Origin of the sequence: Gramella sp. MAR_2010_147 (assembly GCF_900105135.1) — a bacterium.
In the GTDB taxonomy this organism is placed as follows: Bacteria; Bacteroidota; Bacteroidia; order Flavobacteriales; family Flavobacteriaceae; genus Christiangramia.
The window spans coordinates 1,204,401-1,220,056 of record NZ_LT629741.1 but is presented as its reverse complement, the minus strand read 5'-3'; the positions used below and the strand labels follow the sequence as shown (position 1 = coordinate 1,220,056).

Genomic DNA, 15,656 nt, shown 5'->3' with positions numbered 1-15,656 from the left:
GATACTGCTAACTTCTATTGAGCATCTTTCTCGACAGATCTTTGTCTCTTCGCTTCAAAAATAAGAATTCCGGCCGCCACAGAAACATTCATGGAGTCAATTTCTCCATGCATGGGAATGACGATGTTCTGAGTAGAATTTTCAAGCCATTCTTCGCTTAAACCAGTAGCTTCGGTTCCCATTACAATTGCCGAAGCTTCCTTGAAATCTATTTTGTGATAAGCTTCTGAAGCCTGGAGCGCCGCCGCATAAATGTTAATATTCCGGCGTTTTAGAAAATCGATAATTTCAGCAGTTGTGCCCGTTGCGATCTTATTTGTAAAGAGACAACCAACACTACTTCTTATAATATTTGGATTGTAGAGATCTGTTTTTGGATTTGCAATGATCACGGCGTCTACTGCAGCAGCATCGGCAGTTCTTAGAATTGCACCTATATTACCTGGTTTTTCCGGGGCTTCAGCTACTAATATGAGCGCCGATGGAGTTGTAAACTCTAAGTCTTCCAGCATATTTTCCTGAGACCTGAAAACTGCTATAAGACCTTCTGTACTTTCTCTGTAGGCAAGTTTTTCATAAACCGCTTTACTGATCTCTGTAATTTCAGCAGGTTCAGTATTATTAGCTTTGGCCATTTCTATCACTTCCTGGAACTCGACCAGTTCAGGAACAAAATAGAGGTGAAGTGGTAAATACCCGCCTTTAATGGCAAGATGTATCTCCCTTTTTCCTTCTACAATAAAAGCAGCTTCTTTTCTGCGGTTACGGGATTTCTCCTGTAGCTGAAGAAGCCATTTTACTTCTTTATTCTGAGGGCTCGTGATCTGTTTTAGCATGCTTGCAAAAATATGGAATACTCATTAGAGTAGAGATATTTAGTTTTTAGAATGTTCCTTTAAAGGGATTTGTAAGATATTCAGGATCATTCCGACCATTTTATAGTCTTTTTACAACCGAACTGAATTTTTTAAAACTAAACCACCAACCATGAAAAAAGTAATATTAATTATCGCTGCTCTTGCGTTTGCCACAGCATGCAAAAATGACACAAAAGAAGCAGGACAAGAGCAAAGCACTTCTTCTTCTAAAGATGAAAGATCAGAATCTACCTTGAACTATCCCGACGAATTGCAAAAGGTATTTGCAGCTCATGGTGGTTTAGCGCAATGGAATAAGATGCATACTTTGGAATATAGTATTCCAAAGTCTGACGAGAACGTTGAATACCAGACCATAGACCTGAAAGATCGGTATACTTTTATTGAAAATGAAGACCTTTTCATGGGATATGATGGAGAAGATGTCTGGATAAAAGAAGGAGCGACAGAGTATAAGGGAAATGCCGGTTTCTATCATAATCTCATGTTTTATTTTTATGCTATGCCTTTTGTACTGGCAGATGAAGGACTTAATTACGAAAAGACGGAGACCTTAAATTATAAGGAAACCTTATATCCCGGGATCAAGATATCTTTTAATGATGGAGTAGGTGCTTCGCCAGAAGATGAATATTATCTGTATTATGATTCTCAAACTAAAAAAATGGCATGGCTGGGATATACGGTAACTTATCAAACCGGACAATCCAGTGATAAGGTAAATCTTATTAAATATGCCGAGTGGCAGGAAACAAACGGTTTGCTATTACCTAAGACGATCGCATGGTATAATTATGAAGCTGGATCAATTGGTGATAAGCGAAATGAAGTAAGTTTTAATAAAGTGAGTATCACTGAAGATAAGATGGATACTGAAGCCTTTAGAATGCCGGAAGGTGCCAGGGTTTTTGAAGATTCAGAAGAATAATTAATTATGGTTTCAAAAAAAAAGATCTCCCATTTTTTTAATTTGGAGATCTTTTTTTAAGTGTCCTGTTTTCTCTACAGGTCTAAATAATATTACTTCTCTTCCTGATTTTTGTATTTATTGGAATATCTCTTCCAAAGTTCGGTTTGATGAGTCTCCAGACTCACTTCCCGGCCGTCAATAAACGCATGTGACAGAATATTAGTTCTCATATCCAACGCATCCCCTTCAGAAATAAATAACGTTGCAGATTTACCTTTCTCAAGACTTCCGTAAGAATCATCGATCCCTAAAATTTTAGCAGTATTAGAAGTGATCAATTTTAAGGCGTCTTCTTTGTCCATTCCAAAGGCAGCAACCGTACCAGCATAAAAAGGCAGATTCCTGGAGTTCATTCGTTCCATTTGTCCGCTACCCTCAATGGCTACCAGCACTCCTTCATCCTGAAGCAATTTTGCCATCTTATAGGGATAGTCATAGTCCTCATAAGCTTTATTTGGGGTGCTGTGTGGACGGTTAACAAGGACAGGAATGTCATTAGTTTTTAATTCTTTTGCGACACCCAATGCATCGTAGCCTCCAACAATGACCAAACTTTCAATACCCTGTTCTTTTTTGAATTGAATTACGTCCATGATTTCCTTTTCACCATCTACATGAACAAAAACTTTTTTATTTCCGTTGAATATAGAATCCATAGCAAGATGTTGAAGGTTTTTATAATCCCTATCTCCAGCAAGATACGCCTTTGAAGATGCAAAGAAATCTGACAATTTTTGTACGTTTTCCTTATACTCTTTATTAGCAGTAAGCCCAGGATCTTCGTCTCTCCACCAGCGACCTCTTCTAAAAGCATCTGGCCAGTTAATATGAATTGCATCATTTTCTTTTACCACCGCATCTTCCCAGTTCCAGGCATCGAACTGTACAATAGATGAGGTACCAGAGATGAGGCCGCCTCTTGGAACGATTTGCCCTAAAAGCACACCATTTGGTCTCATGGACTCTACGATCTTACTCTCTGCATTATATGCGATCAGGCTTCTTACGTTAGGAAGCATTTCTCCCATTTCATCATCATCTTCCGTTGCTTTTACCGCAGCGATCTCCACCAATCCAAGGGTTGAGTTTGGGGCGATAATTCCCGGATATACATGTTTGCCTTCAGCGTTAATGATCTTTCCGGGATATTGTTGCTTGGTTAAATTTGCTGCGATTACTTCGGTAATAACCCCATCTTTAAAGATGATAAGGCTATTTTCAATAATCTCGCCATTTCCTAAATGTGCCGTAGCTCCAACAATGGTAATGGGTTCCGATTGTTTTTCCGCAGGTGTTTGCTGAGCGAAACTGTTACTGGAAACTACCAGTAGCGCTATTAAAATATATTTATTGAATCTTTTCATTTTCTTTTCAATTTTATTGAACCTGTTCTAAAAGATCACAGTGAACATGTTGCTTTTCTTTCTTGGTGACAGGTTGAGTCTTCACTCCGCTGTTCTTGGCTTGCAGCATCTGACCGATAAGTTCGTTACGTTCTTTTTTGATCTCTTCTCTCATTTGCTTATCACGATCTATATCAAAATAGAATACACCTTCTATCATTGTCTTTTCTGGTTTTGCATAGATGGAAAGAGGATGATCGTTCCAGAGAACAAGATCTGCCTGTTTTCCTGGTTTTATACTTCCCACAAGCTCATCTACATGTAAAAGTTTGGCGGGATTGATCGTTACCATTTTCCAGGCATCTTCCTCGCTCATTCCACCATATTTTACACTTTTTGCAGCTTCCTGGTTTAGTCTTCGGCTCATTTCACCATCATCGCTGTTAATAGCAACCGTGATCCCAACATTATTCATGATAGAGGCATTATAGGGGATCGCGTCATTTACCTCGTATTTATAGGCCCACCAGTCAGAAAATGTGGAAGCGCCAACGCCATGTTGTTTCATTTTATCGGCCACTTTATATCCTTCCAGAATATGTGTAAACGTATTGATGTTGAAATCGAATTGCTCTGCAACTTTCATCAACATATTGATCTCACTTTGTATGTACGAGTGGGAGCTAACAAAGCGTTCGCCATTCAAAATCTCTACAAGAGTTTCCATTTCAATATCTTTTCTGAAATCTCCACCGCTTTTCTTTTTTGCTTCGTAAGCTCTAGCCTGACTAAAGTAGTCTATAAATACCTGCTCAACACCCATCCTGGTTTGAGGAAAACGATTCCCACTCCAGTTAGATTGTTTTACGTTTTCACCGAGAGCAAATTTTATAAATGGCGGTGCCTGCTCAAAGATGAGATCATCTGCAGATTCTCCCCATTTCAGTTTCAAAATAGCTGAACGGCCTCCAATTGGATTGGCTGAACCATGTAACAGCTGAATAGTGGTAACCCCACCGGCCAGATCTCTGTAAATCCCAATATCAGTAGGATCTATAACGTCTTCCATACTCACTTCAGCTGAAGAATTGTGTCCGGCTTCATTAATATCTGAAGCTGCTATATGTGAATGTTCATCTATGATCCCGGCAGTTAAGTGTTTTCCTGTAGCATCGATTACTCTGGCTCCACTGGCATTTAAATCCTGTCCAATACGTACAATTTCTCCATTTTTTACAAGTACATCTGTGTTCTCTAATACTCCCTCATCCTCGCTCGTCCAAACCGTAGCATTCTTAAAAAGTACATTTTCCTGCTTTGGTTTTTCCTTGAAACCGTAAGCAATATTAGGATAGGTGACCGATGCTACTTTTGGAGTTTCAGACTCTTTGTCTTTTTCCTTTTTCTCTTTATCAGCTTCAGAATTCTTTGTAGCCTGAAATGAGGTTTCATTCCCATTAGCCAGAATAGCTTTTCCCGAAATAGAATTACTTGGAGCCGGAACATTTGCTACCAGTCTTATAAATTCTGTTTTAGTTGTGTCTGGAGAAGAAAGTAAAAGATTCATCCAATTGTTGTCAAAACTCAATTTTGAACCAATTTTGGTTTCTCCCATTTTTACTTCGGCCTTAGGTTTTGAGGCTTCACCGGTAATATCCAGCTGATAAGTTTTTCCATCTACCTTTAGATCATAGTTTCCGGTAATATTAGTAATGTCCATGCTTTCAAGAACATTCTTTTCACCCTGGATCCAGTTTTCATATAAAATGGTTTCTTTTTCGAAAAAATCACCTGAAGTAATTATGAAGTTTGCCCAGGCTCCTTCCTGTATAGTCCCTAGTTTACCAGATTGTCCAATCGTTTTCGCAGGAACGGTGGTAAGAGAAGCCAAAGCAGCTTCTTTGCTCAAACCGTACTCGATAGCTTTTAGAAGATTGTTTCTGAAATCTTTTTCAGCATCTATAGAGTGAGTGGTGATAGTAAATGGAACCTTGTTTTCAGAAAGCATTTTGAGGTTTGCCGGTGCCTGGTTCCATTCTCTCATTTCTTCGAGGCTTAGATAACCAGTGAGATAAGGATCTTCCACATCGTAAGCTTCTGGAAATTTTAAAGGAACAATATAGGTCGCATTCGAAGCTTTAATCTTATCGAGTCGCTGGTATTCGTTTCCGCTACCAACGATTACATACTGAACTCCAAATTCATCCCCAACTTTATCTGCTCTCAGCTCATTTAAAAGATTATCTGCTGTAAAGATCTGAACAAGATTCTTATTGTCATTTAAAGCCTCTAAAGCAAGATCTTTATTATCTGCATTTCCTTTAGAATACCAGTCGGCATCAAGATATGTCTGGCGAAGTAGTGCCATGGTGCCCATAATAGAAGTTGGGTAAGATTGTCTTGACTGAACACTCTTATCAAAAGAAAGATATTGTGAAGACCTGTCATTCAGGATACGGTCTCCTTCGCTAACTTCGGGAGTAAGCGCTACCAACATCCCGGTACCTCTGATGATACCATCTGGAACATGTGTATTTACAACACCAAAGCCTGCTTTATGATATTTTTTAGCTTCTTTAGCATCAAAGCTGAATTGTGCAACAGCATCAGTATCGGGTCTAATATGATCATTCCAGTAATAACCTTCACGGGAAGCATCATATTGCGGACCATTTCCGCCTTCAGCCCTTTTAGGTTTTGGGATCCCGAAGTCGCTGTAAAGATCTATAAAAGAAGGATAGACTTCTTTTCCTTTCAGATCGATTACCATACTGTTCTTTGGAATATTTATTGACTTGCCAACTGCAGTAATTTTTCCTTCTCGTATGGCAAACATTCCATTGTTGATCACTGTTTGAGGATCCACATGGATTTTGGCATTTTTGAATACAGTGTAATTGGTATTTCGGGTTTTTACACCATCATTTTTTGGAAAGTATTCCTGAGCTTGCACCGAAAAAATGCAAAGGAAAACTCCCAAAAGCAGTAATTTTAATTTCATAAATAATAGGTGGTTTTAGGTGAAATAAGATTGCTCAAAATTTTAAGAGCCTTAAAGTACTAAAATTTGAATAAATCCAGAGCAATTATAGTGCGTTTCGAGTGTCATCGAAATAATTTACCAGTAAGGCGACTACGTAGCTGTAACTTTTCATCCCGTCTGACTGATTGTTCACAATGAGATATCTGTTATAAGTGGCTTTGAAAACAGGCTCGAATGGATTGGTGTGCTGTCGCCAGAAATCGTCAACTTCCTGGTAGTTTTTTAGAATCCCTTTATTCATGGTCGCGATGAGTTCTTCTGCCTTGACCTGATCACGTCTATAAAGCTCACTCAAACAATAACTAAGTGCAAAAGTATATCCGGAATACCTGAATTTTTTATTTGGATGATTCATCGTTACCAGGCAGGCAACAAAATTTGCTTCATTTTCTTTAGCAAAGCCTAATTGATGGCCTACTTCATGGCTCGCCGTAGTTGGTATTTTATATGGAACAATTAGCGTATTAACCTGAGCTTCGTTAGTTAGCGGATTCAGGTATCCGTTAAAACCCATATAGGTGAGCGGTAGACTGTATAAAGAACGCTTTAAGGCCGGGCCATTGTAAGTTAGTTCTGGAAATTCCTTTTGAATATGCTTATAACCTTTAAGCGTAATATCAAACAGCTCACTTTTAGTATACTCATATTCAACTTTCACTGAATCATTTTCGGCTAATTCTAAATGAAGCTGATTCGATCTTTCAATTAGTGTTTCGCTTAATGCAATTAGTTTTTTAGTAGTATACTCATTTTCTATTTCCAGGGTTTTATGAAGAGGAAGCCTGTAATAATTAAAGCCCCAGAATAAATGAAAACAAAAATAGATGATGGAAAGACAAGCCAAAGCATCAGGAATCCAGACCCTTGGATTTCTGAATTTTTGACTAACTCTTCTAATCAACCATATGATCAAAAGAATAATTAGTGCGGCGTATAGAAAATCGCCAAGGGAAAATGGGATGAATCCCAGACTATAGCGCATTATTTTGGAAATAGCGGGATATAAACCATTAGAGTAATATTCTTCAACAAAATTAGAATGGCCAGCAAGTATGTTGATACCTATAATTTGTACCGGTAATAAAATTGCTAACAGGAGGGTGGATTTTCTCTTCACGGCTTAAAAATACAAATATTCAGCAGGCTTCAAATTTTAGAGTTCCGTAAAATCGAATACCTTTGTGAAGATACCAAAATATAGAGTAATGAATGAAGAAATAAGGGCGCTGGAACCCAAAGTATTGTGGAATAAATTCGCTGATCTGAACGCTGTTCCAAGACCATCCAAAAAAGAAGAACGAGTTATAGAATTCATTAAGAATTTCGGGAATAACCTTGATCTTAAGACGGAAGTGGATAGTGTTGGGAATGTTGTGATCTACAAATCTGCAACCAAAGGGATGGAAAGCCGAAAAAAGATCGTTTTACAGGCTCACCTGGACATGGTTCATCAAAAGAATAATGATACCGATTTTGATTTTGATACTCAGGGAATAGAAATGCACGTAGATGGAGACTGGGTTCGTGCAAAGGGAACTACCCTTGGAGCAGATAATGGTCTAGGGGTGGCTACGATGATGGCGATTCTTGAAAGTGATTCTATAGAGCACCCTGCCATCGAAGCATTATTTACTATTGACGAAGAAACCGGGATGACCGGAGCTAAAGGTTTGAGTCCAGATCTGTTGGAAGGAGATATTTTACTGAACCTTGACACTGAGGAGGATGATGAGATAGGAATTGGTTGCGCCGGTGGAGTTGATATTACAGCCACTAAGAAATATGAAGAGGAAAAAATGCCGGAAACTTATCGAAGCTATTCGATTAAAGTGAAAGGTTTAATGGGAGGTCATTCCGGGATGGACATCATCAAAGGTCTGGGAAATGCTAATAAACTGATGAACCGTTTGCTTATAAATACTTCGGAAGGACTTAAAATGAGAATTTCAGAAATAAATGGCGGAGGTTTACGAAATGCGATCCCAAGAGAAAGTGAAGCAATAATTGCAATTCCTGATACTGAAGAAGAGAGTTTTAAGAAGGAGTTTGAATTGAGAGCAAAAGATATAAAATCTGAATATGCTACTTTAGAACCCAATCTTTCTATAGATGTGCAAAGGTCTACCTCTCAAAATCCTGTGATGGACCTTAGATCTCAACGTGAAGTACTGCTGGCATTAGCGGGAGCACATAACGGTGTTTATAGAATGAGCCCGGAAATTGAAGGTCTGGTGGAGACTTCTAATAATGTAGCAAAGGTTATCCTTAAAGATGGAGAGGTACATATAAAATGTTTAACCCGAAGTTCAGTTGAGTCCAATAAAAATGATCTCGCTAACTCATTGACAGCTGTTTTTGAACTTGCAGGTTTTGAGGTAAAATTATCGGGGGAGTATCCAGGATGGGCACCAAATAGTAATTCAGCGATCCTGAAGACCCTGGATGAGATCTACCAACGAGTAAATGGAGAAAAAGCTGATATTGCTGCCTGCCATGCAGGACTGGAATGTGGGATTATAGGTAGTCATTATCCCAATATGGATATGATCTCTTTTGGACCAACCATTAGGGGGGCTCATTCTCCAGATGAAAGGGCCAGCATTAAATCTGCTCAGAAATACTGGAAATTCTTACTTGAAGTATTAAAGAATATTCCAGAGAATTAATTTAGAAGATATTTGAAAAAAAAATCCCCTTGCTTTCGCAAGGGGATTTTTTTAGTTATTAATTCCTCTATTTAGCATTATCTACTATTTCTACCATCTCAATTCTAAAGATGAGATCTGTATTGGGAGGAATTACACTTCCTGCACCTCTTTCACCATAACCCATCGCGCTTGGGATAAATACAACTGCCTCGTCTCCAACATTCATCTGCTGTAGTGCTTCTTTAAACCCTGGAATCATCGGTGCATCAGGGCCATATACGGTAGGCATTGGACCATATCCACCGCCGGTATCCCTGCGATGATCGTAAACGCCAGTTTGTTGAGCCAATTCTTTGTTATTCGTGTCGAAAAGGGTTCCGTTGGCGAAATAACCTTCATAATTTACAGTTACTGTTTGCCCGTTTTTAGGTTTTTCACCTTCTCCTTTATTTTCAAAATAGATCTTTATTCCACTATCTAAAGAATCTGCTTTTTCCTTCAAAGCATTAAACTCTTCATTCTTTTTAGAAGCCATTTCTTCCATTTTTTTGGTTTCAGCTTCTTTTTCAGCTTCAATAGCTGCTAATTCACCTTCAAGAACTTTGGGAGCCTCAAAATTTTTCGCCGCGCTTCCTTTTCTGATAATGTTCACCTCATTCATGGTAACATCTTTAACCGGGCGATCACGAGGACCTGTCTCTACTTTTCCAATAGAATCTACTACATCCTGACCTTTTACTACTTTTCCGAAAACAGTATGTTTTCCGTCTAGTTGATTAACAGGACCTAAGGTGATAAAAAACTGACTTCCGTTGGTACCAGGACCGGCGTTTGCCATAGAAAGGATTCCTTTAGAATCGTGACTTAAAGAATCTACAAATTCATCTGGATATTTGTAACCCGGGCCACCACTTCCAGTTCCGGTAGGATCTCCACCCTGGATCACAAATCCGTCGATCACACGGTGAAAAATAAGTCCGTCATAATATTTTTTGTCCTTGTAAGTACTATCTGCCATTTTACTTGTACCCTCGGCAAGAGAAACAAAACTGGCCACAGTCATGGGTGTTTCTTCAAAATAAAGTTCGGCAATAACAGGTCCCATTGAAGTATTGAATTCGGCATACATTCCGTCTTCCAATTCAGGGTACTCATCATTGCAGGAAAATAGTGCCAGGGCTAGTGTAAATAGTAAAAAAAAGCTTTTTGTTTTCATCTGTAATTTTTGATTTTTCTGTTTTTAAGATGTAATTCGCAATAATTATTCTGGTGACTATCCAGATCTTTTCATGCTCATTCCATCCTTAATTATTGATCTCGTTATTTGATTCTTCTTTTATAGTATGCAAAGTCACCTTTGCCATAATTGGAGCATTACTTCCAATTTTATCTTTATCGCCGTAATAACCGAAAGCTTTGTGAGAAGGAAAAAGAAAACTTACAGTTTCTCCTTCTTTCATCAATTTTAATCCCTGTCTCAATCCGGTAAATAGTTTTTCTTTGTCTATGGCATATTCACGCGTAGGTTTTTCTCCTTCGGCATAGATAGGTTCTCCTTCAATACTGGAAATGGAATAATCAAAAACCACTACATCCCCAAATTGAGGTGTTCTGGTATTCAGGCTGTCGGTTGACTTTTCATTGTAGTAATACCAGAAACCATCGGCTGAGGTAAGATATTGGGTATCTGAATTCGCTCCCATTACCTTTTTAATATAGTCTTCCTCCTTTGCGATCATTTCCTTGTTTCTTTCTACCGATTCATCAATATATGAACCACTGCTTTGGGAAACAGGTCTTCTGGCTTCAGGGGTTTTACAGCCCACAACGAATAGAACTAGAAGTAATAAATTTAAAGTTTTCATTTTTTTAGCTCTTCAGAATATTCAAATAAGATTTTATTGAATTTTACGATCGTATCGTTCAGCGAAATATTGCTTTTTCCGCCAGCAGCATTAATATGTCCGCCACCTTCAAAATGGGCCCGAGCAAATTTATTTACATTAAAATCACCTTTGGATCTGAAAGATATTTTTATAAGGTCTTCATTCTCCTTTTCAATAAATATAACGGCAAAGATGATTCCATCCAGTGAAAGGCCATAGTTTACAAAACCTTCTGTATCTCCTTTTTTAAAGTTATGTTTATCAAGTTCTTCCTGGGATAAACTTATATATGCGGTTCTTAGTTCTTTGATAACCTTTAAATTCTGAAGCGCCGTACCTAATAATTGTAACTTATTTTCAGAATTGGTATCATAGATATTATTATGAATTTGAGCATTTCCAGCTCCTTTATCAATAAGATCGGCAATTACCCTATGCGTATCACTGGAGGTAGATGCAAAACGAAAAGATCCAGTATCTGTCATGATCCCTGTATAAAGACAGGTAGCGATTTCCGGAGTGATCTTTTTACTGGCTCTTAATTTATCGATGAATTTGTACACCATTTCGCAGGTAGAACTCATCTCAGAATCACTATAGGTATAGTTCGCATAATCTGAAGGTTCCTGATGGTGATCTATCATAACAAAAACGGCATCTGATGCCAGGAGCGAATCCTGCATTAAACCACATCTTGAAAGGTTATTGAAATCCAGGGTAAACACAATCTGAGCTTCTGCAATAACTGCATCGGCCTTCTCTTTGTTAGATTCGTAAATAATAACCTCGTCACTTCCAGGTAACCATTTGAGAAAATGAGGATAATCATTCGGGGCTACCACTATGGCATTATGACCTTTGTCCCTTAAAAAATGCATAAGTCCAAGCGAAGATCCCATCGCATCACCATCTGGGCCTTTGTGCGGGACTATTACTATATTTTCGGCTTTTGCCAGTTCAGCCGTTATTTCCAGTATTCTTGTGTCTATCATAGTAGGGGCTAAATATACAATTTAATAGGACTTGAGAAATATAGCATGCTTTAAAATTCTTTGCTAAAAATTAAAACGAAGCCTGTTTAATTCATTTTACTAAGATAGAAAAGGAGGATTTAGATCATCAGGAAATTCCTTGAAATTCAGTAAATCAACATAAAAGCTTAAAGCACTTGTATATGGAAAGTAATTATTTATTTTTGCACCAAATTTAAAAACCATACAATGGCAGATAATAGAACATTCACCATGATTAAGCCAGATGCAGTAGAGAACGGGCATATTGGTGGAATATTAGACCAGATCACCGCTTCAGGCTTTAGAATTGTAGCGATGAAGCTTACACAAATGACTCAGAGAGATGCGGAGACTTTTTATGCAGTACATAATGAGCGTCCATTCTTCGGGGAATTGGTAGAATTCATGACTCGTGGTCCTATCGTTGCCGCTATTCTTGAAAAAGATAACGCGGTAGAAGATTTCAGAACGTTAATTGGAGCTACAAATCCAGAAGATGCTGCTGAAGGAACTATCAGAAAAAAATACGCTACGAGCATTGGAGAAAATGCGGTTCACGGAAGTGACAGCGATGAGAATGCACAAATTGAAGGTGCTTTCCATTTTGCAGGTAGAGAAATGTTTTAAGTAGAAAACATATTGTTATAAAAAACCGGACTGAGCCTGTCGAAGTCCGGTTTTTTTTATGTCTTTTTTTAAAGTTCACCAGGATAAGGTTTTTTTAAATAAAACTGTCAAACTGAGTGCAGTCGAAGTTTATAAAGCCTAAGTTTAAAGGTTACTGCGAGCGAAGCGACGCACTCTCAATTTATGGAGTGAAACAACAGAACGCTTCTGTCGCTAAGCTTCTTGGGAATGGTTTTTAATACATCACCCTGAATTTATAGCAGTACCTTTTTTAAAATGCTATTTGATAAGCGGCTCCTTACGGAAAACAGATTTTAATACATATCTGCCATTTTGATCCTTGTCCAGCCTGGGGGAAAGTACCACGGTTATGATCGCTGCTGTGATCATTAAATAGAGATGCTCCATTTGTGGAATAATTAAACCGATCAAATATCTGACTATTGTGAAAATCACGATGAAAGAAACGAAATAGATCAGGAAGATTTTAACTTTATGACTCATTGGATTTGTATTTTAAAGGCTTACTTATCTTAAAACCAGTTTAGAAATAAGTTCCTGTCCCATTTCCTCGTTAAGGTTTCTAATGATCTTCTCTTTTCCATAACTCAATTCTTCCCTAAGAACAGAGGAGCTAAGTTGAACGAAAAGTGTGTCATTTTTCAGTTTTAATCCTGTGGTGTATTTTTGAATCGCAGGACCCATCTGGCTGTTCCAGACATCTCTAACCTTTACCTGGTTGAGTCCTTTTTTATCCAGTTTGTTCTCATCCACGAAACTCTTTAATAAATCCCCGAGTTTCATTTCTTCATTCTTTCGTCTTTTCTTCATCCTGGCTTAGTAATGGTTCATATTTATCGTAGTAGTATTTTTTATCGTCCCGGTTTAAAATAACTAATTTCTCGTCTGTAACTTCCAGAACTTTTTCTTTCCACTCAGCAAAAGGGGTGGAGTAATAGAGTATAAGATTATTTCCTTCAATTTTCGCAGTGATCTTTTCTGAATCGTTAGAAGCTTGAATAAAACCACCGTCGATTTTCGGTTTTAGTTTTTTTCTGAATCCAACCGATTCATTGATTTCAATATAGTCGATATACTGACTCAAGCTATATTCCACTACAGAATCATTTTCAATTTCTACTTTTTCAATTTGCCAGTAACCGTTGAGCTTCTTAAGTTGTTCCTGAGGATCATTATTTGAGCAGGCCACCATGGCGAAAATTGAAAATAAAAGGATCAGTTTTTTCAAAGCTTGAATATTTTATAGGATTGATTACTGCTTTTAACTACTTTTTCGGTCCTATCAGCATGAGTGTCACTTAGAAAAATCTGCCCCAGTTCATCGGTCGCTACGAGGGCAACGATGTGGGCAACCCGGTTCTCATCCAGTTTATCAAAAATATCATCTAGTAGTAGAATAGGGTTTACTTTGCTTATTTTTTTGATAAAATCGAATTGAGCCAGTTTCAAAGCGATTAAGAAAGATTTTTGCTGGCCCTGGGAACCAAATTTCTTAATTGGGTGACCTTCGATCTCGAAACTCAGGTCATCTTTATGCGTTCCTACAGAAGTATATTGCAAAGCCATATCTTTCTGAAGATTTTCCTCTAAAAGATTAGAGAGTGATTTATCAAAAAGCTGACTTTTATAATTGATATCAACTATCTCCTTGTTATTGGTAATATCGGCATACCTTTTATTGAAAATAGGAATAAATTCTTTTAAAAATTCTTTGCGTTTTTCAAAAAGATCCTGTCCAAGGCTACTCATTTGTAGATTATATACTTCCAGCGTATCTCTTTCAAAAGTATTATTGGCGGCGAAATATTTTAAAAGCGAATTTCGCTGCGAAACCAGTTTGGTGTACTGTAGAAGCTTATTAAGGTAGGCTTGATCGCTTTGTGATATCACGCCGTCCATAAACTTTCTCCGGGTTTCAGATCCTTCAATGATAAGGTCCCTGTCTGCCGGTGAAATGATGACCGTAGGAATAAAGCCGATATGATCGCTTACCTTGTCATATGCTTTATTATTGCGCTTAATGATCTTCTTCTGACCCTTTTTGGCGCTGGCTAGGATCTTTTCAGATTTCTCATTTTTTTCGAATTCACCCTCCACAACGAAAAAGTCGGAATCATGATTGATGTTCTGAGAGGTGATAGGATTAAAATAACTCTTTCCGAATGATAAGTGATAAATACTGTCCAGAACGTTCGTTTTTCCCACCCCGTTATTCCCAACCAGGCAGTTGATCTTTTCATCGAAATCAAATTCAGCCGTCTTAAGATTCTTATAATTAAGCAGGCTTAGATTTTTTAAATGCATAAATCGCTGTGTTTCAGCCGGAAATTCATTATTCGATTGAAGTAGTATTGAGTCGCAAAAGGACTCTAAATTATTCAAAAAATACAAATATTTTATCTTTTAATTTTCACAAAAAATTATATTTTTGCCACGCATTAAAAATTTTTTATGGCAACGTATAAGAAAAGAGGATACAAGCCTTCCAACAAGGAGGAAAGAGAACAAACCGCAGAACAGGAATCTACCACTGCAGAAGTTTTTAATACTTTAGATGAGGGAGCAAGTAAGACTGAAACCTGGGTCGCCGACAATCAGAAATATATCTATATTATTGTTGGGGTTGCCATCGTTGCCGTTTTAGGATATTTAGGTTATAACCGTTTTATCCATGAGCCAAATCAAAATGAGGCTGCAAACGAAATGGCGCAGGCAGAGAACTACATGGCTTCTGCTTTAAGAGCAACCGGAGCACAAAGTGACTCTTTATACAACCTTGCGTTAAATGGAGGTGAAGGTAAATACGGATTTTTAGACATTATTGATAATTATGGTGGAACCGATGCTGCAAACCTCGCGCATTACAATGCCGGATTCGCTTACCTAAGAACAGGAAAGTATCAGGAAGCTATCGAGCAGCTGGAAGAATTTAGCAGTGATGATGAGATATTTTCAGCTTTGGCTGCAGGAGGAATCGGAGATGCTTTTATGCAACTTGAGCAACCTGAGGAAGCCTTAGGTTATTATGAAAAAGCTGCAGAAATGAGAGCAAATTCATTCACAACCCCAAGATTCTTATTAAAAGCGGCAATTACAGCGATCAATTTAGGAGAAGCAGATGCTGCAGAAGAATATCTTCTTCAAATAGAAGATGAATATTCTGAAACTCCAGAGGCAGACAAGGTACCAATTTATCTTGGTCAGGCCCGCGCGATGAAAAACTAACT

15 protein-coding genes are annotated in these 15,656 nt (G+C 38.0%); 4 read left to right on the top strand and 11 right to left on the bottom strand.

Annotated elements, in window-relative coordinates:
• Positions 1-14: 14 nt before the first annotated feature.
• The gene (locus tag BLT95_RS05515; RefSeq protein WP_089665129.1) at positions 15-836 is read right to left on the bottom strand and encodes an RNA methyltransferase; all 822 of its coding nucleotides are present in this window, start codon (positions 834-836) and stop codon (positions 15-17) included.
• 151 nt (positions 837-987) lie between these two features.
• On the opposite strand from BLT95_RS05515, the gene BLT95_RS05510 reads away from it, so the two are divergent.
• Positions 988-1,806 carry a DUF6503 family protein gene (locus BLT95_RS05510; protein ID WP_089665128.1) on the top strand — a complete coding sequence of 273 codons (819 nt, stop codon included), beginning with the start codon at positions 988-990 and terminating at the stop codon, positions 1,804-1,806.
• A gap of 92 nt (positions 1,807-1,898) precedes the next feature.
• On the opposite strand, the gene BLT95_RS05505 is transcribed toward BLT95_RS05510, so the two are convergent.
• The 3 genes from BLT95_RS05505 to BLT95_RS05495 all read right to left on the bottom strand — a co-directional run bounded on the left by BLT95_RS05505 (position 1,899) and on the right by BLT95_RS05495 (position 7,351).
• On the bottom strand, positions 1,899-3,212 hold the full coding sequence (locus BLT95_RS05505; RefSeq protein ID WP_089665127.1) for an amidohydrolase family protein: 1,314 nt from the start codon (positions 3,210-3,212) through the stop codon (positions 1,899-1,901).
• Positions 3,213-3,225: 13 nt separating this feature from the next.
• Positions 3,226-6,192 carry an amidohydrolase family protein gene (locus tag BLT95_RS05500; RefSeq protein ID WP_089665126.1) on the bottom strand — a complete coding sequence of 989 codons (2,967 nt, stop codon included), beginning with the start codon at positions 6,190-6,192 and terminating at the stop codon, positions 3,226-3,228.
• An 85-nt stretch (positions 6,193-6,277) separates the two neighbouring features.
• The gene (locus BLT95_RS05495; protein WP_089665125.1) at positions 6,278-7,351 is read right to left on the bottom strand and encodes a DUF3810 domain-containing protein; all 1,074 of its coding nucleotides are present in this window, start codon (positions 7,349-7,351) and stop codon (positions 6,278-6,280) included.
• Positions 7,352-7,439: 88 nt separating this feature from the next.
• Here BLT95_RS05495 and BLT95_RS05490 point away from each other — a divergent pair, with 88 nt between their 5' ends.
• A complete protein-coding gene (locus BLT95_RS05490; RefSeq protein WP_089665124.1) occupies positions 7,440-8,900 on the top strand; it encodes an aminoacyl-histidine dipeptidase in 1,461 nt (486 codons plus the stop codon).
• 67 nt (positions 8,901-8,967) lie between these two features.
• On the opposite strand, the gene BLT95_RS05485 is transcribed toward BLT95_RS05490, so the two are convergent.
• The 3 genes from BLT95_RS05485 to BLT95_RS05475 all read right to left on the bottom strand — a co-directional run bounded on the left by BLT95_RS05485 (position 8,968) and on the right by BLT95_RS05475 (position 11,760).
• Complete coding sequence (locus BLT95_RS05485) at positions 8,968-10,098, bottom strand: peptidylprolyl isomerase (RefSeq protein WP_089665123.1); 1,131 nt, start codon at positions 10,096-10,098, stop codon at positions 8,968-8,970.
• 88 nt (positions 10,099-10,186) lie between these two features.
• A complete protein-coding gene (gene gldI / locus BLT95_RS05480; RefSeq protein ID WP_089665122.1) occupies positions 10,187-10,747 on the bottom strand; it encodes a gliding motility-associated peptidyl-prolyl isomerase GldI in 561 nt (186 codons plus the stop codon).
• The gene (locus BLT95_RS05475; RefSeq protein WP_089665121.1) at positions 10,744-11,760 is read right to left on the bottom strand and encodes a bifunctional oligoribonuclease/PAP phosphatase NrnA; all 1,017 of its coding nucleotides are present in this window, start codon (positions 11,758-11,760) and stop codon (positions 10,744-10,746) included. The genes gldI and BLT95_RS05475 overlap by 4 nt, the downstream gene beginning before the upstream one ends.
• Before the next feature lie 228 nt (positions 11,761-11,988).
• Between BLT95_RS05475 and BLT95_RS05470 the strand changes: the two genes are divergently transcribed.
• Complete coding sequence (locus BLT95_RS05470) at positions 11,989-12,408, top strand: nucleoside-diphosphate kinase (protein WP_089665120.1); 420 nt, start codon at positions 11,989-11,991, stop codon at positions 12,406-12,408.
• Between the two features lie 279 nt (positions 12,409-12,687).
• Here BLT95_RS05470 and BLT95_RS05465 read toward each other — a convergent pair whose 3' ends face one another.
• The 4 genes from BLT95_RS05465 to recF are packed head-to-tail and all read right to left on the bottom strand — an operon-like array spanning position 12,688 to position 14,733.
• Entirely contained in the window at positions 12,688-12,912 is a 225-nt protein-coding gene (locus BLT95_RS05465; protein WP_089665119.1) for a hypothetical protein, read from the bottom strand.
• A 24-nt stretch (positions 12,913-12,936) separates the two neighbouring features.
• A complete protein-coding gene (locus BLT95_RS05460; RefSeq protein ID WP_089665118.1) occupies positions 12,937-13,239 on the bottom strand; it encodes a DUF721 domain-containing protein in 303 nt (100 codons plus the stop codon).
• A complete protein-coding gene (locus tag BLT95_RS05455; RefSeq protein ID WP_157718020.1) occupies positions 13,217-13,657 on the bottom strand; it encodes a lipocalin family protein in 441 nt (146 codons plus the stop codon). Before BLT95_RS05455 ends, BLT95_RS05460 begins: the two co-directional genes overlap by 23 nt.
• Positions 13,654-14,733 (bottom strand): DNA replication and repair protein RecF, encoded by a 1,080-nt coding sequence (recF, locus tag BLT95_RS05450; protein WP_089665116.1) that lies wholly within the window; start codon positions 14,731-14,733, stop codon positions 13,654-13,656. Before recF ends, BLT95_RS05455 begins: the two co-directional genes overlap by 4 nt.
• A gap of 147 nt (positions 14,734-14,880) precedes the next feature.
• Here recF and BLT95_RS05445 point away from each other — a divergent pair, with 147 nt between their 5' ends.
• Positions 14,881-15,654 carry a tetratricopeptide repeat protein gene (locus tag BLT95_RS05445; RefSeq protein ID WP_089665115.1) on the top strand — a complete coding sequence of 258 codons (774 nt, stop codon included), beginning with the start codon at positions 14,881-14,883 and terminating at the stop codon, positions 15,652-15,654.
• Positions 15,655-15,656 lie beyond the last annotated feature (2 nt).